Raw genomic sequence first — 22,254 nt, 5'->3', positions numbered from 1 at the left:
AAAGTACAAAGACATGACAAAAAAATCCATCCGCTCCCCTGAATCCGCGGCTCCGCGCCGCATTGCCGTCATAGGCGCAGGCATTGCGGGCATTGCCTGCGCCCGTACCCTGGTGCAGGCCGGGCACCGCGTCACGGTGTTTGAAAAAAGCCGGGGCGCCGGCGGCCGGATGGCCACACGCGAAAGCGAATTCGGCGGTTTTGACCACGGCACGCAATATTTCACCGTGCGGGACGCGCGCTTTGAAAAAGCCCTGGCCACCGCTACCGGGCTGGTCCGGCCCTGGAGCGCCAACACCGTGCGCATCCTCGATGAACTCGGCCGTGTCGTGGCCTCGGCGCTGCCGCCCAAGGAAGCTCACTGGGTCGCCTCACCCGGCATGAACGCACTGGTGCGGCTGTGGGCCCAGCCCCTGGATGCCGCCGGCCAACTCGCGCTGGAAACCGAAGTCATGCGGATAGAACCCGACAAGCTGCACGCCAGCCAGTGGCAACTGCAAACCGAAGGACCCGGCGCAGACAGCCGCGTCCATTCGGGTTTTGACACCGTCATTCTGGCGGTGCCGTCTTCGCAGGCGCAGGCCCTGTTGCTCAGCTCGCAACAGGCCAAGCCCCTGGTGGCCGAGCTGGCCGAGGTCAGCGTGGCGCCCTGCTGGACGCTGATGCTGGCTTTTCCGCAAGCGATGCAGCCCACCATGGCGCACCTGGGCCCCCACTGGAATGCAGCGCGCAGCACGCACCACCGCATTGCCTGGCTGGCGCGGGAATCGTCCAAGCCCGGACGCAGCCCGATCGAACGCTGGACCGTGCAGGCCAGCCCGGAATGGTCGGAACGCCACCTCGAAGACGACGCCGAGCGCGTCAAGGCCAAGCTGCTGAAGGCCTTCACAGAAGTGACAGGCATCCGCGCCCAGCCGCCACATGCGGCGGTGCACCGCTGGCGCCATGCCCAGACGCAGCAGCCACTGGGCAAAACACACGCCTGGGATGCCAAATCGCGCATTGGCGCCTGCGGCGACTGGTGCCTGGGTCACCGGGTAGAAGACGGCTTTGTCTCGGGCCTTGAGATGGCCCTCTCCGTCATCTGAACACGGCCTACCGGGGCCGGTTTGCCCCATCCCCCACAGGCCCGCTCCACGCGGGCTCGCTGGTAGCGGCCCTGGCCAGCTGGCTGGATGCCCGGGCACACCATGGCCGCTGGCTGGTACGCATCGAAGATGTCGATACCCCGCGCTGCGTACCTGGCGCAGACCGCGTCATTCTTGAACAGCTCGCCTGTTGCGGCCTGGTACCCGATGAAGTGCCGGTTTACCAGTCACAACGCGGCGCCCAGTACCAGAACGCCCTGGATTCACTGGTCACCCGGGGACTGGCCTACCCCTGCGCCTGCACGCGGCAGGACATTGCGCAGGCGCTGGCGGCTTCCGGGCAGCCACGCGAACGCCATGGCGAACTGGTGTACCCCGGCACCTGCCGCAATGGGCTGCATGGCCGTGCTGCACGTGCGTGGCGGTTTTTGACACAGAATTATGTGCCAAATAGTGGCCTTGACCAATCAGGACGGGCGCAAGCAGCTATAGATTTAATAGCAATCGATGCCACGCCACCAGCTGCCGCACAAGCCGAAGTCCGCTGGAACGACCGCCGCCTGGGCACACAGATGCAAAACGTCGGCCGTGAGGTGGGCGACTTTGTCCTGAAACGGGCGGACGGCCTCTGGGCCTACCAGCTCGCCGTGGTGGTGGACGATGCAGCCCAGGGCATCACCGACATCGTGCGCGGTGAGGACCTTGCCGACAATACCGCGCGGCAAATCCTGCTGCAGCGCGCACTCGGCTTGCCGCTGCCGCGCTACCTGCACACGCCGCTGGTGCTGGGCGCCAATGGCGAAAAGCTGTCCAAGCAGAACGGTGCCCAGCCGCTGGACACCTCCCAACCGCTGACACTGTTGGCCCAGGCGGGCCAAACGCTGGGGCTGGAAGTCGAGCGTATAGTCAACGCGCGGACGCCCGCAGAATGGCTTCAGCAGGCCATCCCACTCTGGGCGACTAAAATCGGCAAGTGATTGAAACCCTTCCCCCTGAGCCGCCTGCCTCGCCCGCAGGTGCGCCCGCCGACACCCACCCGCCCCACAACATCCGCAGCTTCGTGCGCCGCACCGGCCGCACCACTGCGGGCCAGGCCAAGGCCTTTGCCGATGTGGGCCCGAAGTTTTTGCTGCCCTATGCCGATGCGCCGCTTGATTTCGAAAAAGCCTTTGGGCGTAGCGCCCCCACCATCCTCGAAATAGGGTTTGGCATGGGCGAGGCCACGGCGCACATTGCCGCGCTGATGCCCGAGAAGAATTTCATTTGCTGCGAAGTGCACACGCCCGGCGTGGGCGCCCTGCTCAAGCGTATCGACGAACAGAAGCTGTCCAACATCCGCATCCTGCAGCATGACGCGGTCGAAGTGATTGACGACATGCTCCCCCGCGCCAGCCTCGACGGCGCGCACATCTTTTTCCCGGACCCCTGGCACAAGAAAAAACACAACAAGCGCCGGCTGATCCAGCCACCGCTGATCACCAAACTGGCGGCCCGCCTCAAACCCGGTGGTTACCTGCATTGCGCCACCGACTGGCAGCCTTATGCCGAGCAAATCCTGGAAGTACTGAGCGCTGAACCGCTGCTGAAAAACACCGCGGACAGCAGCGCCGGCGGCTATGCGCCCAAGCCAGCCTACCGCCCACTGACCAAATTTGAAAACCGCGGTATCAAGCTGGGGCACGGCGTCTGGGACGTCGTGTTTGTGCGTGCCTGATCTTGCGGCTGCGCGGGTGTGAGTAAAACACCCAAGCTCGGGCTGCATGGCTTGACCACGCGGGCAGGTATCAGCCCCAGCTGCGTCGGCCTGCCGGCCGGCAACTGGCCGAGCATCACTGATTTCCTGGTGGCCCGCTTCCCGGCCATCTCGCGCCAGGTGTGGCTGCAACGCATGCACGACGGACTGGTGGTCGATGAATTCGGCGAAGCCGTCACCGCCGAACGGCCCTACCGCGGCCACATGCGCGTGTACTACTACCGCGCGCTGGACGAAGAGCCCCGCATTCCCTTTGAAGAGACCGTGCTGTTCCAGGACAAACACCTTGTCGTGGCCGACAAGCCGCATTTTTTACCTGTGACGCCCTCCGGCCACTATCTGCAGGAGACCCTGCTGGTGCGCCTGAAAAACCAGCTCGGCATCGACGGCCTCGTACCCATCCACCGCATCGACCGCGAAACGGCGGGCCTGGTGCTGTTCTCAGTCAACCCGGCTGAACGCGATGCCTACCAGTCACTGTTTCGCCGGCATGAAGTCACCAAGCACTACGAAGCCGTGGCGCCATGGCGCGCCGATATTGGCTTTCCCATCACGCGCAAAAGCCGCATCGTCGAAGACGAGCCTTTTTTCCGGCAGCGTGAAATAGAGGGCCAGCCCAACAGCGAAACGCTGATCGATGTGCTCGAAGTGCGCGGCGACCAGGCCCTGTATGCCCTCAGCCCCGTCACAGGCAAGAAGCACCAGCTGCGCGTGCACATGAATGCGCTTGGCCTGCCGCTGCTGAATGACCGCATGTACCCGCCGGTAGAGCACACACCGGAAGACGACTACCGCTACCCGCTGCAGCTGCTGGCCAAATCCATTGCATTCATGGACCCGGTAACAGGCGAGCAGCGACGCTTTGAAAGCCGGCTGGCGCTGCGGAATCTGTAGCGCTGATCAGGGCTTGACCCTTGGTACAGGTCACCCATAGCGCCAAGCCGAAGGGGGTCTGCTGGAACGATGGGTCAGGTGCCGCGTTGGACCACGACCTCCCACAGCGCTTTCTTGCGAACGTACTTGTTGGTCGTCTGGTGTTCCCTGGACAAGACCTTCCATCCGGTTGCGAACAGTTCGTCGACGCCCTGCTCATCAAAGAACCTCTTGGCCTGGCCGTCCACAAGGTAGTAGTTGGGCTCAATGGCAGGATGCCCAGTGGCTCCAAAGTTTTTGTCCTGAACCGAGTTCAGCCGGCACAAGAGCAGCCCACCCGGCTTGAGCGTCTGCCTGATGCGGCTCACAAGTTCCAGGGTTTCTTGCCATGGAAAGTAGTGCAGGGTAAGGCTTGCCACAACGGCACCAGCTTCGCCAGGGCGGAGGGGAAACGGATCTCTGATGTCCTGGCATGAGATGCGTGCCTGAGGTGCCCGGAGCCTCGCAGCGGCGACAGAGGTGGCCGAAAGATCGAAGGCGAGAACGGAAAGGCCGGCACCGACCAAGGTGGACGTGTCTGCGCCTGTTCCACAGCCGATCTCAAGCACCGGCAGTGAGTCGGCTGACTCCTGGAGCATCGGAAGCCATCGGCCAAGCCATGGGTCGTGGAGCATGTGTTCCTTGATTCCTAACGTTTGAGGTGAGCGGTTGCCGCAGGCAGTCCGCTGGAATGATGGGGTAAGTTTTTCATGGGCGTGCGAAAAGTGCAATTGACTTGCATCCGTCGGTCGTTCCGCCTAACGCGCGCCTTTGATTTGTTGAGCAGCGAGTTGCGCCGTCCTCTTGATTCCATCTCGATACGCCTCAACCAGCTCCGCCGCTCTACTGAGGGCATCCTCGAACGATGCGAAGGTGTAATTCGCGTTGGCGGTGATCTCGTCATCCGAATTCTTGTTGGCGTCTGCGCCATAACTGATGGATTGCGAATAGATCGAATTCTCTGTCTTTATGTCTACGAGTTCAAACGAGACATTCAACCTGGGTGCGAACGTCGTCTTTAGCCGACTGGAATAAAGTCCCATATTCGATATGGTCACCGTCAGTATGCTGTCCGCGGCGATTGCGCTATTTTTGTAGTCAATCGACGTCGGGTCGTCCTTTTCATATTTGATTCCATCTCCCGGTACGGCGCTTTGGTTGGCCTCCTTCAAAGCACTCAAGGTGGCAGATGCAAGTTCCTCTTGTACGTCGAAGGCCTGCTTTGCCAGCGCCGCCTTAAGTTCGTTGATTCGATTCTTTTCAACCCCCTTCTTCACGAAGAAGGCCGGGCCGGGAAAGATGATATCCAGGCCGTTTGGCGCATTTTCAATTGAAAACTTCTCTACCGGCTGAACGGAGGCTACGGCGATAACTCTTTCACCGGGAGTCAAAATCGCCTCTGCCGCACATAATTGCAATGGAAGAATCGAGATAAAGAATAGTGCGATGGTTGTTCGAGTTAAGTGAATCATGTCGTGGGCATAGCGTTTAAAAATTTAATGAAACCTGACATTGGAGTTGGCCGGCACGCAGTGGCAATGCGCCGCGACGTTTTCCGTATCGAGCGACCTGTTAGACCGCAGAACCCTGCTAAGGACGTCGCTGGACAAAGAGCCTCCATGCGGGGTATCCGGCAAGTGGCAGGCAAGTGGCGAGCATTGCGACAAAGCCAAAACCCGACACGATGCCCGGCGCTAGCCACTCGACCAAGCCCACGAGGGTAAAAAACCAGACAAGCCCCATCGCGAAGAGCGCGCCAATGAAATGAATGGCCTTGGACATGGGTGGCTACTCTTATGCGACCTGACGTTTGAATTCAGCGGCCGCCAATGGCGGTCCGCTGGAATGATGGATTAAACAGCACGCTTGAAAGCAAGCATGGAAACTGCGGCCACAAGAGACAGCTTTGAAAGCAGCGGGAGGTATACCGAAAGAACGTGACCCAAAGGAGCTTCGTCATATTCGACGAAGACCATTGCGCGCCAGATTTCAGCGGGACGACCAACGCCAATCGGCAAAAAGAATAAGTTCCAGAGCAAACCGCTGAGGCCAGCTATGGCGAAGCAAGCACCAGCAAGCCATGAGTGACGAAGCCATACAAACACGGCTAGAGCAAGCCATAAAAGCGGCAAGCCCCAGAGCGATAGCTTCGTGAGTCGATGTGCGATGGAGTCCATGAGGTCTAACGTTGAAGGCCACCGGCGCGCAATACACGCCGCGAAGCGGCCTTCTGATGTTGCACGTCCGAGTGGGCCGACCAGTTAGCCCTCATGCGCGCTCCTCAGTTGCACGCGACGAACGAAACGCCATACTGTGAGCCAAACCGCGCCCCAAAGCGCGAAATGAAGTACAGCGGCTCCAACGAATATGCTCTCAGGAGCATCGGAGAACATAAGCAGGCTGACGGGCCATGAAAGAACTGCATGCAGACCACTGAGTAGATTTGCAGCAGCGAGCTCCAATTCGGTTGAAGCCACTTTGAGCTGCGACTGCACGTAGTTGAGTAAACCCCAAACAGTTGCAACGAGCAGCGCCTGGCTGATCGAGAAAACAATCCACAACGCTGCGGCGCGACGAAGACGACTGTTGTTCATGCGGGCTAACGTAATGTATGCCGCAAAACCTGCGGTATAACCTGGCGCTTGCAATCTAATCTGGGCATCTAAAACTCCTGTAAGCCGCTTGCATGCTGGGCCTCAAGCCCATACACGGTAAATTTATACAGTTATAAAAATTCCGTGAAACCCCGCAAATTTTCAGTCCAGTTTTACACAGCTTTTGGCGTTGGGCAAGCTGACAATGCTGATCCAAACAATGAAGCGCTTTACAGCAAGAACGTCCTGACAACACCGGCTCCAATCGCTGTCTCATTGTTTCCTGCATCACCAGCTCTTGTCAGGCTGCACGCCACGTGATGCTCAGGCCTTGACCTCTTTTGCAGTGATCTGATACTTGAAATCATCCGGCGCATAGGAGTCAAAACGGCCGGCGGCGTTTTCAGCTACGGGGTACATGAAGAAGCCGAGCTTCTCGCCGCTGGCCTTGGGCAGCGCGACATCATGCGCTGTGTTGTAGGCCATCCAGTTGCCTTCCCAGCCGCCAAACAGCGCCTTGTTCACAGGCGCGACCACCGGGTTGGCGGTGGTCTTGATCCACTCGGCCGTTTCCAGGCGCATGACCTTGGCCACGTCGGCCGGATCCATCGCCACCCAGCCGTAGCCCTTGAGGTAAACCTCGGAGCGGCAATGCTGCGCGCCCTTCAGGCTGGCGGGGTTGCCCGAGAGCTCCTTGTAGCCAAAGGCTGAAGGCACCAGGCGAATGCCATACACGTCGCGGGCAGGCAGGCCCACCGAGCGGCACAGGCCCACGAACAGCGCATTCAAGTCGGCGCATTTGCCGCCCAGGTTGCCGGTTTCCAGCATGGTCTTGATGTCGCCTTCGCCGCAGCCGCGCACCTTGGGTTCGCGGTAGGTGTTGGCCACAATCCAGTCGTAGAGTTTTTGCGCCTTTTCCACATCCGTCTTGGCACCCTGGGTGGCGGCCACTGCGGTCTTGCGCACAATGCCGTCGGTCGGGATCAGCGCCGTGGGGCGCGTGAAGTAACGCAGCGTGTCGGCGCTTTCGGCGGGGGCGGTTTTCTGCGCCCAGTCCATCGCACGGCCTTGTGTCTGCACGCGGCTGGTCAGCTCCACATAGGGCTTTGGCTCGCTCGCCGCGAACTCCACATACAGCATCTTCGCGCCGTCCTGGCCGTCCTGCATGAGCTTGGCGGTGCCGTTGCTGGAGAAACCATTTTCCAGCGAGTGCTGGTAGTCGCTGTTGACCGAGGGGATCGGCAGCCACACCTTGGTCACGCCTTGCGGTTTGAGGATGTCAACGCGCGTGGTCACGTCGAAAGTTCGCCAGGCGCCGCTTTGGGGTGCGAAGTTGCTGCGGCTGGGCGCGGCGGCAGGCGTCTGGGCAAAGTTGATGGCGGGCAATGCAGCGGCCACGGTGGCAGCTGCGGTGTTCTTCAGGAAAGTGCGGCGTACGGTCGACATGAAAGGTATCTCCGGGTGGGTGTGAGGGCGACGTGCACCGGGGCAGGTAAAGATGCTCCGGGATGTCTGGCAGCCCACACGGCCCGCAAAAGGCAGCGCAAGGGCTGGCCTTGGATTATCGCCGGTGCCGTGCCGAGACAAATTCAGGGCTTGAGCAAGCCGGCAATCAGCTTTTCGGCGGCGGGGCTGGTCCAGTCGACCTCGCCTGTCACGCGCTGGCGCGGCCGGCCTGTGCGGTCGATCATCAAGGTTGTCGGAAAAACCTTCACGCCCCAGCCCCGGGCAACTTTGCCATCCAGGTCCAGCAGCACCGGCAGTGTTACCCCGGTGGTCTTGGCGAACTGCAGCGCACGCACCGCCGGCTCCTTGAAGTTGATGGCCAGCACCAGCAGTTTGTCGTCGCCGTAGAGGTCGGCAATCTGCTGCAGCGTCGGCATTTCAGCGCGGCAGGGCTCGCACCAGCTGGCCCAGAAATTCAACAGCACGGCACGGCCGCGCAAATCGGCCGGGCGCCAGGTCTTGCCGGTGGTGTCCACCAGCGAGAACGCTGCCAATGGACCGGACCAGGGAGACACTTCATAAGCCGGGCCGGTCAGCCCCTGCGACATTGCGGGAAGCGCGGCGACACCTGAGCCGGCGGCGGCTGTCTGCAGCAGGAAATGGCGGCGGGAGATAAACGGGGTCGGAAACGAGGTCGGCATGGGCCCTGGTGTTGGTACGCAGGTTGAGGGGTAAATGGGGTGGACGACTTCTATCGCTGCAAGAACAGGCACTGACTGCATTTTAGGGACCGTATAGCATCCGCTGCATGCGCCAGCCGGCGCCTTCACACAAATCACAGGAACCTTCATGAACATCCATATCCGGAATGCCCAAACCGGCGACGCCGCAGTGATTCACGCCTTCATCGTCGAACTGGCCATCTATGAAAAAGCGGAGCACGAGGTCATTGCGAGCGTCGCAGACATCGAGCGCAGCCTGTTTGAGGCCGGGACGCCTGCCCGCGCTCTCATCTGCGAGATAGACGGCAAGCCTGTGGGCTTTGCGGTGTACTTCCTCAGCTACTCCACCTGGCTGGGACGCAAAGGCATGTATCTGGAGGATTTGTACGTATCGCCCCAACACCGGGGTAGCGGCGCCGGCAAGCGGCTGTTGCGCCACCTGGCCCGGCTGGCTTTTGACAGCGGCTGCGGGCGGCTCGAATGGAGCGTGCTGGACTGGAACGAGCCGGCCATCCAGTTTTACCAGTCGCTGGGCGCCAAGCCGCAAGCTGAATGGGTGCGCTACCGCATGGCCGGTGACACATTGCAGCACTTCGCGCAGGGGGACACAAGCCAGGTTCAGCCAACGCCCTGAGCCACTCGCGCAATATCGGTGCGGCCCGGCTTTTTGTAAGAAATGGCAGCATTCAGCGACCAAGTGACACAGGAAATGCAGATGGCGGTGAAAGCCGCGCCCAGCCCAGCGGACGGTCCAAAAGAACCCTATATAGGACAGCATTTGGCCGGCACCGCTTGCGCCCAAAGCGGTTCAGTCCTACAAAGGCGTTTCGCTATCTGCTTTTAAATCTGTCGATATCACTTAACTGGCTGATCCAACGTGAACCTGCCCCTCAAATTTCCCGGCCTCGCTGAGGCCCTGCCAACGGCATCGCCGCAGTTCATCAACCTCTACAACGCATCGCAATCGGACCAGACCCAAAATGTGGCGCAGGAGCTGGAAGAGGATTTGCTTGAGCCCACGGCCACCATCAGCCCCAAATTCTTTTACAACGAGCTGGGCTCTAAACTTTTCGAGGCCATTACGGGCCTGGAGGAGTACTACCCGACACGGACCGAGGCCGCCATATTTGCGGCGTCTTACCCGCAGATCGCCGCCACGCTGAGCGCGAGCGGCGTTCACAACGCCTGCCTGATCGACCTGGGCGCCGGCAATTGCGCCAAGGCCGCAGCGCTCATTCCGCATCTCCAGCCGCGGCAATATGTGCCGGTCGACATCTCGGTGGAATTTTTGCGCGATGCCGCCGCGCAGGTGCAAAACAGTTTTCCCGCGCTCGACATCGTCGGCCTGGGCATGGATTTTTCGTCCGGACTGGTGTTGCCCCGCGAAGTGCAAAGCCAGGAACGGGTGTTTTTCTACCCCGGCTCCAGCCTGGGTAACTTTCATCCGGCAGAGGCCCTGCGGTTCTTGCAGCACATCGCCGACCCGGCGCAAGGCAAGGCGCGCGGCCTGCTGCTGGGCATTGACCTGGTGAAGGACACCGCACGGCTGGAAGCGGCTTACGACGATGCGCTGGGCGTGACCGCTGCCTTCAACAAAAACGCGCTGCTCAACGTCAACGAACTCCTGCACGCGGATTTTGATGTTCGTCAGTGGCGCCACGTGGCGCTCTTCAATACCGCGGAGTCGCGCATCGAAATGCACCTGGAAGCCTTGTCGGACCTCACGGTGCGCTGGCCCGGGCATGCGCGGCGCTTTGGCGCCGGCGAACGCATCCACACCGAATGCTCATACAAGTACACCGTGGAAAGCATGACGGCGCTGCTACGGCAAGCCGGATTCGGGCAGGTTCGCTACTGGACCGACCCGCAAAGCTGGTTTGCAGTGTTCTGGGCCGCCGTTGAGTGAGAAAAGAATGAAAAAAGGCCAATTTCTTGAACGAAATTGGCCTCCAGCCCTTTACCAACGGGCGCGAGCAGCTATCAAATTAATAGCGCTTTGACGGACCGCCTCAGGCGCGCTCGGTCACCCAGGCCTGCACCGACTTCAGTGCATCACCGAGCTTGGACGCATCGGTGCCGCCGGCCATGGCCATGTCGGCCTTGCCGCCGCCCTTGCCGCCCACCTGCTGGGCCACAAAGTTCACCAGTTCACCGGCCTTGACCTTGCCCACGCTGTCGGCAGTCACGCCCGCGGCGATCTGCACCTTGTCGCCATCGACGGCAGCCAGCACGATGACGGCGGTTTTGAGTTTGTCCTTCAGCTTGTCCATGGTGTCGCGCAGCGTCTTGGCGTCGGCGCCTTCGAGCTTCGCGGCCAGCACCTTGAGGCCCTTGACGTCAACAGCCTGCGTGACCAGCTCGTCGCCTTGTGAAGAAGCCAGCTTGCCCTTGAGCGCAGCGATTTCTTTCTCCAGCGATTTGACCTGGTCCAGCACCTGGCTGATGCGGCCTTGCAGTTCGGACGGGCTGGCCTTGAGCGAGCCTGCCGCGGCTTCCACCGTGGACTCGAGCGACTGCAAATAGGCCAGCGCGTTTTCGCCGGTGACGGCTTCCACGCGCCGCACACCTGCGGCCACACCGCTTTCAGCCACGATCTTGAACAGGCCAATATCACCGGTGCGTTTGACGTGAACGCCACCACAGAGCTCCTTGCTGGAGCCGATCGTCAGCACGCGCACGGTCTCCCCGTACTTTTCGCCGAAGAGCATCATCGCGCCGGACTTCTGCGCATCTTCCATGGCCATCACGCTGGCATCGGTTGCCACGTTGGACAAAATTTCGGCATTGACGCGTGCTTCGATCTCACGGATCTGCGCGTCAGTGACGGGCGCGTTGTGTGCAAAGTCAAAGCGCGTGCGCTCGGCATTCACCAGGCTACCCTTTTGCTGCACGTGATCGCCCAGCACTTCACGCAAGGCCTTGTGCATCAGGTGGGTGGCGCTGTGGTTGCGCACGGTCGCGGCGCGCAGCGCGGTGTTGACCTGCGCGGTCACGGTGTCGCCGACTTTCAGCGTACCCTCTTCCTGCGTGCCATGGTGGCCGAACACATCAGCCTTGATCTTGAGCGTGTCGTCTACCGTGAAGGTAGAACCGGCGGCCGTGAGCCGGCCCTGGTCACCGACCTGGCCGCCGCTTTCGGCGTAGAACGGTGTCGTGCTCAGCACTACCACGCCGCTTTGGCCTGCATTGAGTGCCTGCACGGCCACGCCGTCGGCATACAGCGCGACAACTTTGGCGGGCTCTTCGAGCAATTCGTAGCCGGTGAAAGCGTGGCCTTCGCCGGAATATTCCAGCGCACGGTCCATCTTGAACTTGCCGGCGGCGCGTGCCTGGTTCTTTTGCTTGTCCATGGCGGCCTTGAAGCCGGCTTCATCAACCTCGACGCCGCGCTCGCGGCACACGTCGGCCGACAAGTCCAGCGGAAAGCCGTAGGTGTCGTGCAACTTGAAGGCGACGTCGCCCGGCAGCACCTTGGCGCCACCCGCCAGGGCGGTGTCCAGGATGGTCATGCCGATTTCCAGCGTTTCGAAGAAGCGCTCTTCTTCGGCTTTCAGCACGGATGTGATGCGGGCTTCGTCGGCCTTGAGCTTGGGATAGGCATCGCCCATCAGGCGGGCCAGGTCAGCCACCAGCTTGTGGAAGAACGGTGTCTTCTTGCCCAGCTTGTAGCCGTGGCGGATCGCGCGGCGGATGATGCGGCGCTGCACATAGCCCCGGCCTTCGTTGGACGGGTTGACGCCGTCGCTCACCAGAAACGCGGTGGCACGAATGTGGTCGGCAATGACAAACAGGCTCTTGTTGCCCAGGTCTTTTTCGCCGGTTTCGCGCGACGCCGCCTTGATCAGCTCGGCAAAGATGTCGATTTCGTAGTTGCTGTGCACGTGCTGCAAGATGGCGGCCAGGCGCTCCAGACCCATGCCGGTATCCACGCAAGGCGCTGGCAATTTGGTGACGCTGCCGTCGGCGGCCATGTCGAACTGCATGAACACGTTGTTCCAGATTTCGATGAAGCGGTCGCCGTCTTCATCCGGGCTGCCGGGTGGGCCGCCGGGGATGTGGTCGCCGTGGTCGTAAAAGATCTCGGAACATGGACCGCAGGGGCCGGTGTCGGCCATCATCCAGAAGTTGTCGGACTTGTAGCGGCCGCCCTTGTTGTCGCCGATGCGGATCACGCGCTCAGGCGGCAAGCCGATTTCTTTCGTCCAGATGTTGTAGGCCTCATCGTCTTCTTCATACACCGTGGCCAGCAGGCGTTCGGGCGGCAGCTTATAGACCTCGGTCAACAATTCCCAGGCCCATTTGAGCGATTCGCGCTTGAAGTAGTCGCCAAAACTCCAGTTGCCCAGCATCTCGAAAAAGGTGTGGTGGCGCGCGGTGTAGCCCACGTTTTCCAGGTCGTTGTGTTTGCCGCCGGCGCGCAGGCAGGCCTGTACCGAAGCTGCGCGCACGTAGGGGCGCTTGTCAGTGCCCAGGAACACATCCTTGAACTGCACCATGCCAGAGTTGGTGAACATCAGCGTCGGGTCATTGCCCGGCACCAGCGAACTGGAGGGCACCACGGTGTGGCCCTTGGACGCAAAGAAATCAAGAAATGTCTTGCGAATGTCCGAGACGGTGAATACGGGCGTTGAAGCTGACGTGGAGGCTGTCGTGGAGGTGGGATGGCTCATGGTCTGCAATAGTGGTTTTGGCAAGGCGGCGCCCCTCGGGCTCACCCGCTTTGGCTAAGCCTTTGATTATAGGTTTGAGGGGGATGCCCCCGCTTTATTGGGCTGTCTGCCGGCCCAGATCAATGCGGTGGGACAAAAAGCGCCATATGCGCTCATCGTCGCTGAAAGCCACGTTAAAGCGGAGCCAACCCGTCGGATGGGGCTCCAGCAGAAACAATTGGCCCGGACCCAGCATGATGCCCTCAGGCGTAGCCTCTTTGGACAGGACGGCCCCATCGGGAAGGTCCGGGTGCCGGGCCCACAGGTACATGCCGGCCCCTGGCTCATGGAAAAGCTCAAACCCCAGGCCGGTCAGGTTCTTTTCGGTCTTGCGGTGCGCTGCAGCCAGCTTCTCGCGAAGCGACTTGAGGTGCTTGCGCCAGCGGCCGTCGGTGACCACCCCGAAAGTCAGCCGTTCGGCGATATCGGACGAGGTGAGGCCCGAAATCATCTTGAGCTGTGCCAGGTCCTCGATCAGCTCGCCTCGTGCCAGCAGGTAGCCCACGCGCAAATTAGGGGAAATTGTTTTGGAATAGCTGCCGATGTAGACCACACGCTGCAGCTGGTCCAGGCTTGCCAGCGTAGACCGCGAGACCGGGTCCATGTCGGCGTAAATATCGTTTTCCACCAGCGTGAAGCCGTGCGTCTCGGCCAGTTGCAGCAAGCGGTGCAGATGGGCCGCGGACGCAATCGAACACGTCGGGCTTTGCAGACGGGGTTGGGTGAAGAAGGCCTTGGGCTTGTGCTCGGCCAGCAGCGCCTCCAGCGCAGCCAGGTCGTAACCCGTAGGGGTGCGCGGCACCCCCACAAGGTTGGCGCCCAGAAAACGCAGCATGAACATCAGGTTGGGGTAACCGGGGCTATCGACCAGCACGGTGTCTCCCGGTTTGACCAGTTGCCGGGCCACCAGGTCCAGCGCCTGGCTGGAGCCTTGCGTCAGCAGCACCTGGTCCACCTCGACCGATATCTGGTTTTCAGCCAACGCCTCCGCAATGACCATACGCAGGGCCATATGCCCATAAGGCAGGCCGTAACCCTCAAGAGAGGAACCGTCCACCGACAGGTGCCGCATGCTGCGGCGGAGCGCGTCCCCGAACAGGAAATCGTGCGGCAACCAGCCACAACCGGGCTTCATCGGCAGGTTGCGGTTCTCAAAAATCTGCTTGAGGTACCAGCGGGCGTCAAATTTAGGCTGCGGGGGCTGCGCGTACGGCACACCCGATGCACCATCATCGCCCCTGCGCTTGACGAAAAACCCGGCATTGGCCCGGGAAACAAGCCACCCCTGGGCCACAAGGCGGTCGTACGCCTCTACCACCGTGAAGACGCTGACGCCGTGCATGGCGGCAAAACCGCGGATGGACGGCAGCTTGACGCCCGGTTTCAGCGCTTGCCCGGCAATCATCCCGCGCAGGCCGTCAACGATCTGGCTCACCAGGGGGGTCTGCAGTTCCGGGCGAAGTGTGAGCATCAAAAAACCAAAAAGGGCAGATTGTGCATCGCAATGCCCATGCACCGGGTTGGGGAATCCATGTACAGGATTCTAGACCCGCACAGTGTGTCGAAAACAGCGCGGCGGTGTACATGGACGGGCCTTGCCCCGACTTCTAAAGTCCACCCATCTCCTTCCTCAACCCAGTCCACCCAGTCCACCCAGTCAACCCAGAAATTCCGGAAATCACCTTCACCATGCAGCCAAACCAGACTTCCAGCAACGCCGCCTTGATGGCGCGCCGCCAAGCCGCCGTGACACGCGGCGTAGGCCAGGCCCACGAGATTTTTGTCAGCCGGGCCAAAAACGCCGAACTGTGGGATGTGGAAGGCCGCCGCTACATCGACTTCGCCGGTGGCATCGCCGTCCTGAACACCGGGCACCTGCACACCGAAGTCATTGCCGCCGTCAAGGCCCAGCTCGACCTCTACACGCACACCTGCTTTCAGGTGGTCGCTTATGAGCCCTACGTTGAACTGGCCGAGAAGCTCAATGCCCTGGCACCCGGAAATTTCGCCAAAAAGACCCTGCTGCTGACCACCGGCGCCGAAGCGGTTGAGAACGCGGTCAAGGTGGCGCGGTCTTACACCAAGCGCCCCGGCATCATCGCCTTCACGGGCGGCTACCACGGCCGGACCAACATGACACTGGGCATGACCGGCAAGGTGGCACCCTACAAGCTGGGGTTCGGCCCCTTTCCCGGCGAAGTGTTCCATGCCGAATACCCCAACGCGCTGCACGGCGTGAGCATCGATCAGGCACTGCACTCGGTTGAACAGATTCTCAAAAACGACGTCGAACCCGAGCGCGTGGCGGCCTTCATCATTGAGCCGGTGCAGGGCGAAGGAGGCTTTTATATCGCCCCCCCGGAGTTCATCAGCCGCCTGAAAGAGCTGGCCGACAAGCACGGCATCCTGCTGATCGCCGATGAAGTCCAGACCGGCGCCGGACGCACAGGCACCTGGTATGCCAGCGAACAGTGGCCCGTGGCGCCCGACCTGATCGCCATTGCCAAATCCATGGCGGGTGGCTTCCCGATCTCCGGCCTGGTTGGCCGGGCCGAGGTCATGGACGCGCCGGGCCCCGGGGGCCTGGGCGGCACCTACGCAGGCAGCCCCATCGGTTGTGCGGCAGCACTGGCCGTCCTCAAGGCCTTTGAGCAAGAAAAACTCCTGGCGCGCAGCAAAACGCTGGGTGCTCATCTGGTCAAAGGCCTGCACGCCATTGCAAAAAAAGAAACCTCTATCGGCGACGTGCGGGGCCTTGGCGCCATGGTGGCCATAGAGCTTTTTGAAAACGGCAACCCAGCCCGTCCCGATGCGGCGCTGACCAAACGCGTGGTGGCCGAAGCCGCCCGGCGCGGATTGATATTGCTCTCATGCGGCACCTACGGTAATGTGATCAGGATTCTGGTTCCCCTCACGGCCGAAGACGCCTTGCTGGACGAAGGCCTGCAAATCCTGGCAGACAGCTTCACCGCATCACGTTGACCTACGTGGCCCCGTTCAGGAAAAACGATGACTGATAACGATGTCCTTGCGCGCTTTTCTGGCGTGCAGAAAACCTATGACGGCGAACAGCTTGTCGTGCAGCAGCTCGACCTCGACATTCATCGCGGGGAATTCCTGAGCCTGCTCGGCCCCTCCGGCTCGGGGAAAACCACCACACTGATGATGCTTGCCGGCTTTGAGTCGCCGACTGCCGGGGAAATTTTCCTCAACGGTTCGCAGATCACCGGCACACCGCCGCACAAACGCAACTTCGGCATGGTGTTCCAGAATTACGCCCTCTTCCCGCATCTCACGGTGGGCCAGAACGTGGCCTATCCGCTCACGGTGCGCAAGGTGTCAAAAAGCGAGCAGGCCAGCCGCGTCAAGCGTGCGCTCGACATGGTTCGCCTGTCGGGCATGTCGGACCGCCTGCCCGGGCAGCTGTCGGGTGGCCAGCAGCAGCGCGTTGCCCTGGCGCGGGCCCTGGTGTTCGAGCCCCAGCTGGTGCTGATGGACGAACCGCTGGGCGCACTCGACAAGCAGCTGCGCGAGCACATGCAGATCGAACTGAAGGAACTGCACAAGCAGCTGGGCGTCACGTTTGTCTATGTCACGCACGACCAGGGGGAAGCCTTGACGATGAGCGACCGGGTGGCGGTTTTCAACGACGGCGCGATCCAGCAGCTGGCGCCGGTGGAAGCCCTGTATGAAACGCCCTCCAACCGTTTTGTTGCCAGTTTCGTCGGAGACAGCACGGTACTCAAAGGCAAGGGAAATGCCACAGGCATCGAATTGCCGGATGGCCGCGCTCTGGGCGGCACCAACGTGAATCAGGCGACGGCTGGCGCGCAGGTCGAAGCCTACATCCGGCCGGAGCGCATTGTGTTGCATCGCCAGGTGCCGGCATCGCCTGCCAGTGCTTTGCCCGCGCACGTGGCCCGCATCATCTATTTCGGCGACCACCTGCGGCTGTTGTGCGACATCGGCGCCGGCCAGCCGGAAGCGACAGTCAAGCTGCCGCTCACCCTGTTGAACGGTCAGCCGCCGCCGCAACCGGGCGAAGCGGTGCACCTCGAATTTCCGCCCGAATTTACGCGGATTTATGCGGTGTAACCGCTTTCTCTTTTCACCGTTTTCAACGTTCCCTTCCGCCTTTATCAACCACCGAGGAAATAGCACCATGAAGAAAAACATCATCGCCCTTGCCATGGCTTCGTGCCTGGCCGTACCCGCGTTCGCGCAGCAGCAGATCACCGTCGTGAACTTCGGCGGCGCCAATGCCAATGCGCAGAAAAAGGCCTACTACGAGCCCTTCGAAAAAGCAGGCACCAAAGTTGTTGCCGTGGAATACAACGGCGAGCAGGCCAAGATCAAAGCCATGGTCGAGACGAAAAAAGTCACCTGGGATGTGGTCGAGGTCGAAGCACCCGATGTGCAGCGCGGTTGCGATGAAGGATTATTTGAAAAAATCGACTTCAGCAAAATCGGCCCCAAGGCAGACTTTCTGCCCGCGGCGGTCAAGGAATGCGGTGTGGGCGTTTTTGTGTGGTCCACCGTGATGGCCTGGAACGCCGACAAGGTCAAGACAGCCCCCACAAGCTGGGCCGATTTCTGGGACGTCAAGAAGATCCCCGGCAAGCGCGGCATGCGCAAGGGCGCCCGCTACAACCTGGAATTTGCACTGCTGGCTGACGGTGTCAAGCCTGCCGACGTCTACAAGGTCCTGGCCACCAAGGACGGCGCTGACCGCGCGTTTCGCAAGCTGACAGAGCTCAAGCCCAGCATCCAGTGGTGGGAAGCCGGCGCCCAGCCTGCCCAGTTCCTCGTGGCCGGTGACGTCGCCCTCAGCACCGTCTACAACGGCCGCATCGACGCCGCCAACCGTGAAGGCCGCAACCTGAAGATCTACTGGCCCGGCGGCATTTACGACCTGGATTACTGGGTCATCCCCAAAGGCGCACCCAACAAGGACGCGTCGATGAAATTCATCGCCTTTGCCAGCCAGCCCGCCACCCAGGCCGTCTATGCCCAGAACATTGCCTACGGCCCCGTCAACAACCAGGCTTTGGCCAAGCTCGACAAGAAGGTGCTGGACGATCTGCCGACCTCTCCGGCCAACGCGAAAGAAGCCATCCAGATGAATGTTGGTTTCTGGGCCGACCAGGGCGAGGCGCTTGAAAAACGCTTTGCCGCCTGGGCCACGCAATAAACCGGCGGAACAAGTACCCCATGAGCAGCATCACCAGCCAGGGCGCCCTTCAGGGCAATGACGCCGTCACATTGCGTCAGGCGCTGTCGCGCGCAGACGCTCGTCGAAAATGGCGCGCCTTTGCACTCACAGTGCCCTTGCTGGTGTTTTTGCTGCTGACCTTGCTGGTGCCGATTGCGGCCCTGTTGCAACGCGCCGTTGAAAATCCGGAGGTGGCGCGGGCGCTGCCCCGGACGGCGAAAAGCCTCAAGGACTGGAACGCCCAGACGCCCCCCGGCCCTGCAAGTTACGCAGCATTGGTGGAAGACCTGGGCCATCTTTCTGACAGTTCTGATGCCGGTGCACTGGCACGTCGCCTCAACTCCGAAGTGCCGGGTGCGCGCTCCCTTGTCATGGGGACCTATCGCGCGCTGCCTGTCACGGGCTCGCCTGAAGAAATACAGGCCAGGCTGCTCCAGCTCGACCCACGCTGGGCGGAACCCCTCTTCTGGCAAGCGATTGCCAAAAACAGTTCCCGCTGGACACCCGACTATCTGCTGGCATCGGTGGACTTGCGGCGAGACAGCAAGGGCGAGGTGGAGCGCATGCCGCCGGACCAGCGCGCGTTTGGCGCCATTTTGCTGCGAACTTTTCAGATCAGTTTTCTGGTCACCGTTTTTTGCCTGGCGCTGGGCTACCCCCTGGCCTGGTGGCTGGCCTCGTTGCCGGCGCGCAAGGCCAACCTGCTGATGATCCTGGTGCTGGTGCCTTTCTGGACATCGATTCTGGTGCGCGTGGCGGCCTGGATCGTCCTGCTGCAATCGGAAGGCCTGGTCAATCGCGGGCTGATGGGTATCGGCCTCATAGACAGCCCCCTGGCGCTGCTGTTCAACCGCGCAGGCGTGGTAATTGCCATGGTGCACATCCTGCTGCCCTTCATGATCCTGCCGCTTTACAGCGTGATGAAGAATGTACCGGCAACCTACGTGCGGGCCGCCGTGTCGCTGGGCAGCGCACCGCTGTCTGCCTTCTTTCGGGTGTATGTGCCGCAGACCTATCCTGGCATCAGCGCAGGCGCGCTGCTGGTGTTCATCCTGTCGATCGGCTATTACGTCACCCCCGCCCTGCTTGGCGGTGCGGATGACCAGATGCTGAGCTACTACATCGCCCGCTACACCAACGTCGAAGTCAATTGGGGCATGGCCTGTGCGCTGGGCGCGGTGTTGCTGACGGCCACCATGGTTCTTTACAGCGTTTACCGGCGCATCGGCAAGGCCGAGCTCAGCATCGGTTGACATCCTTCCTTTTCAGACCCAGACGCCAATTCACCATGTTCAAAATCAAAGGGCCCGCCTTTCCCCGCTATGCCACCCTGGCAGACAAGGCCGGCTGGTGGCTGATGCGCGCCGCATGCGTCGCCATTCTGGTTTTTCTGCTGGCGCCCATCCTGGTCATGGTGCCGCTGTCTTTTTCAGAAAGCTCGTTCCTGACCTACCCCATTCCAGGCTGGTCGCTGAAGTGGTACCAGAACCTGCTGGATTCACCGGAATGGGCAAGGGCCGCAAAAAACAGCTTCATCGTGGCCCCCGCAGCAACACTGATCGCCACCGCGCTGGGCACTTTGGCAGCTGTCGGCCTGTCCAGAACCAACTTCCGGTTCAAGAGCCTGCTCATGGGCATCCTCATCGCGCCCATGGTGGTCCCCATCGTCGTTGTCGGCGTGGCCACCTACCTGTATTTCGCCCCGCTGGGCCTTGCCGACAGCTACTTCGGGTTGATCGTGGTGCATGCCGCGCTGGGTGCGCCTTTTGTGCTGACCACCGTACTCGCAACGCTTGCGGGCTTTAACCACAACCTGGTGCGCGCGTCGCTCAGCCTTGGCGAGACCCCGTTGCGGACGTTTTTCAGGATCACCCTGCCGGTCATCGCCCCGGGTGTCATCTCGGGCGCGCTGTTTGCATTTGCCACCTCGTTTGACGAAGTGGTGGTCACGCTGTTCCTGGCGGGCGCGGACCAGGCCACCCTGCCGAGGCAGATGTTCACCGGCATCCGGGAAAACATCTCCCCCACGATCGCCGCTGTTGCCACACTGCTGATCCTGTTCACCACGGCGCTTTTGCTGTTCCTCGAGTGGTTACGCGGGCGCCGGGGCTGACAAGGCATTTGTGATGCCATGCCCTTGCAGGACCGCCAGCTGCGGGTGACGGCGTCCGCCCCTCATTGGCACCGGGGGAACGAGCGGCGCCAAAGCACCCCGTCCCGAAAGCAGTCAAAATCAGCCCCATTGCCCAGATACCCCCAAACACACCCTCCTTTTCAGGACATCTCCATGGACATGAAAACTTCCCCTATTTCCCTTCTCAAAGACCCCAGCATTTTCAAGACCGACGCACTGATCAATGGCCAGTGGGTCGCCGGTTCATCCCGCTTTGATGTCAATGACCCGGCCACCGGCCTGAAGCTGGCCGATGTGGCCAACCTGGGCGCCCAGGATGCCGAAGCCGCCATTGCCGCGGCCAACGCGGCCTGGCCCGCATGGCGCAGCAAGACCGGCAAGGAGCGCCACGCCATCCTGCTCAAGTGGTACCAGCTGCTGATGGCCAACCAGGAAGACCTGGGCCGCATCATGACCGCCGAGCAGGGCAAGCCCTTTGCGGAGGCCAAGGGCGAAATCGCCTACGGTGCGAGTTTTGTCGAGTGGTTTGCCGAGGAAGCCAAGCGCGTCAACGGTGAGACCCTGCCCCAGTTCGACAACAACCGCCGCCTGATGGTCATCAAGCAACCGATCGGCGTGTGCGCGGCCATCACCCCCTGGAACTTCCCGCTCGCCATGATCACGCGCAAGGTCGCCCCGGCTCTCGCAGCCGGCTGCCCCGTGGTCATCAAGCCGGCCGAGCTCACACCGCTGACGGCCCTGGCCGCCGCCGAGCTGGCCATTCGCGCCGGTATTCCGGCCGGCGTGCTCAACGTGCTGACAGCCGACAGCGCCAACAGCATTGCCGTGGGCAAGGTGTTCTGCGCCAGCGACGTGGTGCGCCACATCAGCTTCACCGGCTCCACCGAAGTCGGCCGCATCCTGATGGCCCAGAGCGCACCTTCGATCAAGAAACTGGCACTGGAACTGGGCGGCAATGCGCCCTTCATCGTGTTCGACGACGCCGACGTGGATTCGGCCGTGGAAGGCGCGATGGCCAGCAAATACCGCAACGCCGGCCAGACCTGCGTCTGCGCTAACCGCATTTATGTCCAGGACGGCGTGTACGACCAGTTTGTCGAGAAATTCGCCGCCAAGGTCAAGCTGCTGAAAGTCGGAAACGGCTTTGAGGACGGCGTGGTGCAAGGTCCGCTGATCGAGGATGCCGCCGTCGACAAGGTGCAGCGCCATGTGGATGACGCGATGGCCAAAGGCGGAAAACTGCTTGCGGGTGGCCACAAAATCAAGGGCCAGTTCTTTGAGCCGACCGTGATCTCTGAAGCCACAGCCGACATGCTCTGCGCCCGCGAAGAAACCTTCGGCCCTTTCGCTCCGGTCTTCCGCTTCCACAAAGAGCAAGAGGCGATTGACGCCGCCAACAACACTGAGTTCGGCCTGGCCAGCTATTTTTACAGCCGCGACATCGGCCGCATCTACCGCGTGGCCGAGGCGCTGGAGTACGGCATGGTCGGCATCAATGCCGGTGTCATCGCCACTGAACATGTGCCCTTTGGCGGTGTGAAGCAGTCGGGCCTGGGCCGCGAAGGCTCGCGCCACGGCATGGAAGAGTACCTGGAGATGAAGTACCTGTGCCTGGGCGACATCCAGCGCTGAAACCGTTCCCCGCGCCTTAACCTTAAACCTGCACCCTACCCCGCCACCCCGCC

The 22,254-nt window shown here is 61.4% G+C and carries 21 protein-coding genes; 12 read left to right on the top strand and 9 right to left on the bottom strand.

Translation table 11 applies throughout. The features are described 5' to 3' along the window. Positions 1-13 precede the first annotated feature (13 nt). Genes AC1DYQ_RS01715 through AC1DYQ_RS01700 form a run of 4 tightly spaced genes read left to right on the top strand, consistent with a single transcriptional unit; the run spans position 14 to position 3,734 of the window. Entirely contained in the window at positions 14-1,087 is a 1,074-nt protein-coding gene (locus AC1DYQ_RS01715) for an NAD(P)/FAD-dependent oxidoreductase (RefSeq protein WP_477685306.1), read from the top strand. Further along, a complete protein-coding gene (gluQRS, locus tag AC1DYQ_RS01710) occupies positions 1,084-2,064 on the top strand; it encodes a tRNA glutamyl-Q(34) synthetase GluQRS (protein ID WP_477685848.1) in 981 nt (326 codons plus the stop codon). Before AC1DYQ_RS01715 ends, gluQRS begins: the two co-directional genes overlap by 4 nt. Beyond that, positions 2,061-2,801 (top strand): tRNA (guanosine(46)-N7)-methyltransferase TrmB, encoded by a 741-nt coding sequence (trmB, locus tag AC1DYQ_RS01705; protein ID WP_477685305.1) that lies wholly within the window; start codon positions 2,061-2,063, stop codon positions 2,799-2,801. Before gluQRS ends, trmB begins: the two co-directional genes overlap by 4 nt. An 18-nt stretch (positions 2,802-2,819) precedes the next feature. Next, the gene (locus AC1DYQ_RS01700; protein WP_477685304.1) at positions 2,820-3,734 is read left to right on the top strand and encodes an RluA family pseudouridine synthase; all 915 of its coding nucleotides are present in this window, start codon (positions 2,820-2,822) and stop codon (positions 3,732-3,734) included. A 74-nt stretch (positions 3,735-3,808) separates the two neighbouring features. On the opposite strand, the gene AC1DYQ_RS01695 is transcribed toward AC1DYQ_RS01700, so the two are convergent. The 7 genes from AC1DYQ_RS01695 to AC1DYQ_RS01665 all read right to left on the bottom strand — a co-directional run bounded on the left by AC1DYQ_RS01695 (position 3,809) and on the right by AC1DYQ_RS01665 (position 8,493). Next, positions 3,809-4,351 carry a class I SAM-dependent methyltransferase gene (locus tag AC1DYQ_RS01695; protein WP_477685847.1) on the bottom strand — a complete coding sequence of 181 codons (543 nt, stop codon included), beginning with the start codon at positions 4,349-4,351 and terminating at the stop codon, positions 3,809-3,811. Positions 4,352-4,510: 159 nt separating this feature from the next. Next, complete coding sequence (locus AC1DYQ_RS01690; RefSeq protein ID WP_477685303.1) at positions 4,511-5,224, bottom strand: hypothetical protein; 714 nt, start codon at positions 5,222-5,224, stop codon at positions 4,511-4,513. Positions 5,225-5,342: 118 nt separating this feature from the next. Continuing rightward, on the bottom strand, positions 5,343-5,534 hold the full coding sequence (locus tag AC1DYQ_RS01685) for a hypothetical protein (protein ID WP_477685302.1): 192 nt from the start codon (positions 5,532-5,534) through the stop codon (positions 5,343-5,345). A 71-nt stretch (positions 5,535-5,605) separates the two neighbouring features. Beyond that, positions 5,606-5,929, bottom strand: a complete 324-nt coding sequence (locus AC1DYQ_RS01680) for a hypothetical protein (protein WP_477685301.1) — start codon at positions 5,927-5,929, stop codon at positions 5,606-5,608. Between the two features lie 84 nt (positions 5,930-6,013). Then, the gene (locus AC1DYQ_RS01675) at positions 6,014-6,346 is read right to left on the bottom strand and encodes a hypothetical protein (protein ID WP_477685300.1); all 333 of its coding nucleotides are present in this window, start codon (positions 6,344-6,346) and stop codon (positions 6,014-6,016) included. Between the two features lie 324 nt (positions 6,347-6,670). Then, positions 6,671-7,792 carry a transglutaminase-like domain-containing protein gene (locus AC1DYQ_RS01670; protein WP_477685299.1) on the bottom strand — a complete coding sequence of 374 codons (1,122 nt, stop codon included), beginning with the start codon at positions 7,790-7,792 and terminating at the stop codon, positions 6,671-6,673. Between the two features lie 143 nt (positions 7,793-7,935). Then, entirely contained in the window at positions 7,936-8,493 is a 558-nt protein-coding gene (locus AC1DYQ_RS01665) for a TlpA disulfide reductase family protein (protein WP_477685298.1), read from the bottom strand. A 148-nt stretch (positions 8,494-8,641) separates the two neighbouring features. Here AC1DYQ_RS01665 and AC1DYQ_RS01660 point away from each other — a divergent pair, with 148 nt between their 5' ends. Further along, positions 8,642-9,148: an N-acetyltransferase family protein gene (locus AC1DYQ_RS01660; RefSeq protein ID WP_477685297.1), complete on the top strand. Its 507-nt coding sequence runs from the start codon at positions 8,642-8,644 to the stop codon at positions 9,146-9,148. Between the two features lie 243 nt (positions 9,149-9,391). Continuing rightward, the gene (gene egtD / locus AC1DYQ_RS01655) at positions 9,392-10,420 is read left to right on the top strand and encodes an L-histidine N(alpha)-methyltransferase (protein ID WP_477685296.1); all 1,029 of its coding nucleotides are present in this window, start codon (positions 9,392-9,394) and stop codon (positions 10,418-10,420) included. Positions 10,421-10,523: 103 nt separating this feature from the next. Here the strand turns inward: egtD and alaS are convergent, their stop codons facing one another. Next, the gene (alaS, locus tag AC1DYQ_RS01650) at positions 10,524-13,184 is read right to left on the bottom strand and encodes an alanine--tRNA ligase (RefSeq protein WP_477685295.1); all 2,661 of its coding nucleotides are present in this window, start codon (positions 13,182-13,184) and stop codon (positions 10,524-10,526) included. Between the two features lie 94 nt (positions 13,185-13,278). Next, positions 13,279-14,694, bottom strand: a complete 1,416-nt coding sequence (locus AC1DYQ_RS01645) for an aminotransferase-like domain-containing protein (protein ID WP_477685294.1) — start codon at positions 14,692-14,694, stop codon at positions 13,279-13,281. 218 nt (positions 14,695-14,912) lie between these two features. Between AC1DYQ_RS01645 and gabT the strand changes: the two genes are divergently transcribed. The 6 genes from gabT (at position 14,913) to AC1DYQ_RS01615 (ending at position 22,201) form a co-directional block, all read left to right on the top strand. Next, on the top strand, positions 14,913-16,205 hold the full coding sequence (gabT, locus tag AC1DYQ_RS01640) for a 4-aminobutyrate--2-oxoglutarate transaminase (protein WP_477685293.1): 1,293 nt from the start codon (positions 14,913-14,915) through the stop codon (positions 16,203-16,205). A gap of 27 nt (positions 16,206-16,232) precedes the next feature. After that, positions 16,233-17,318 (top strand): ABC transporter ATP-binding protein, encoded by a 1,086-nt coding sequence (locus AC1DYQ_RS01635; protein WP_477685292.1) that lies wholly within the window; start codon positions 16,233-16,235, stop codon positions 17,316-17,318. Positions 17,319-17,385: 67 nt separating this feature from the next. Further along, on the top strand, positions 17,386-18,414 hold the full coding sequence (locus tag AC1DYQ_RS01630) for an ABC transporter substrate-binding protein (RefSeq protein ID WP_477673368.1): 1,029 nt from the start codon (positions 17,386-17,388) through the stop codon (positions 18,412-18,414). Between the two features lie 20 nt (positions 18,415-18,434). Continuing rightward, a complete protein-coding gene (locus tag AC1DYQ_RS01625; RefSeq protein WP_477685291.1) occupies positions 18,435-19,688 on the top strand; it encodes an ABC transporter permease in 1,254 nt (417 codons plus the stop codon). Between the two features lie 35 nt (positions 19,689-19,723). Next, positions 19,724-20,548 (top strand): ABC transporter permease, encoded by an 825-nt coding sequence (locus AC1DYQ_RS01620; RefSeq protein WP_477685290.1) that lies wholly within the window; start codon positions 19,724-19,726, stop codon positions 20,546-20,548. A gap of 174 nt (positions 20,549-20,722) precedes the next feature. Next, positions 20,723-22,201 (top strand): NAD-dependent succinate-semialdehyde dehydrogenase, encoded by a 1,479-nt coding sequence (locus AC1DYQ_RS01615; RefSeq protein WP_477685289.1) that lies wholly within the window; start codon positions 20,723-20,725, stop codon positions 22,199-22,201. Positions 22,202-22,254 lie beyond the last annotated feature (53 nt).

The organism is Polaromonas sp. P1_F4 (genome assembly GCF_056405675.1).
Note: the sequence above shows the minus strand (reverse complement) of the source record. Positions and strands in the feature narration are given on the sequence as shown.

Coding starts and splice junctions, on each gene's coding strand:
- AC1DYQ_RS01715 (WP_477685306.1), top strand. CDS start 14: ATGACAAAAAAATCCATCCGCTCCCCTGAATCCGCGGCTCCGCGCCGC.
- AC1DYQ_RS01695 (WP_477685847.1), bottom strand. CDS start 4,351: ATGCTCCAGGAGTCAGCCGACTCACTGCCGGTGCTTGAGATCGGCTGT.
- AC1DYQ_RS01690 (WP_477685303.1), bottom strand. CDS start 5,224: ATGATTCACTTAACTCGAACAACCATCGCACTATTCTTTATCTCGATT.
- AC1DYQ_RS01685 (WP_477685302.1), bottom strand. CDS start 5,534: ATGTCCAAGGCCATTCATTTCATTGGCGCGCTCTTCGCGATGGGGCTT.
- AC1DYQ_RS01680 (WP_477685301.1), bottom strand. CDS start 5,929: ATGGACTCCATCGCACATCGACTCACGAAGCTATCGCTCTGGGGCTTG.
- AC1DYQ_RS01675 (WP_477685300.1), bottom strand. CDS start 6,346: ATGAACAACAGTCGTCTTCGTCGCGCCGCAGCGTTGTGGATTGTTTTC.
- AC1DYQ_RS01670 (WP_477685299.1), bottom strand. CDS start 7,792: ATGTCGACCGTACGCCGCACTTTCCTGAAGAACACCGCAGCTGCCACC.
- AC1DYQ_RS01665 (WP_477685298.1), bottom strand. CDS start 8,493: ATGCCGACCTCGTTTCCGACCCCGTTTATCTCCCGCCGCCATTTCCTG.
- AC1DYQ_RS01660 (WP_477685297.1), top strand. CDS start 8,642: ATGAACATCCATATCCGGAATGCCCAAACCGGCGACGCCGCAGTGATT.
- alaS (WP_477685295.1), bottom strand. CDS start 13,184: ATGAGCCATCCCACCTCCACGACAGCCTCCACGTCAGCTTCAACGCCC.
- AC1DYQ_RS01645 (WP_477685294.1), bottom strand. CDS start 14,694: ATGCTCACACTTCGCCCGGAACTGCAGACCCCCCTGGTGAGCCAGATC.
- gabT (WP_477685293.1), top strand. CDS start 14,913: ATGCAGCCAAACCAGACTTCCAGCAACGCCGCCTTGATGGCGCGCCGC.
- AC1DYQ_RS01635 (WP_477685292.1), top strand. CDS start 16,233: ATGACTGATAACGATGTCCTTGCGCGCTTTTCTGGCGTGCAGAAAACC.
- AC1DYQ_RS01630 (WP_477673368.1), top strand. CDS start 17,386: ATGAAGAAAAACATCATCGCCCTTGCCATGGCTTCGTGCCTGGCCGTA.
- AC1DYQ_RS01625 (WP_477685291.1), top strand. CDS start 18,435: ATGAGCAGCATCACCAGCCAGGGCGCCCTTCAGGGCAATGACGCCGTC.
- AC1DYQ_RS01620 (WP_477685290.1), top strand. CDS start 19,724: ATGTTCAAAATCAAAGGGCCCGCCTTTCCCCGCTATGCCACCCTGGCA.
- AC1DYQ_RS01615 (WP_477685289.1), top strand. CDS start 20,723: ATGGACATGAAAACTTCCCCTATTTCCCTTCTCAAAGACCCCAGCATT.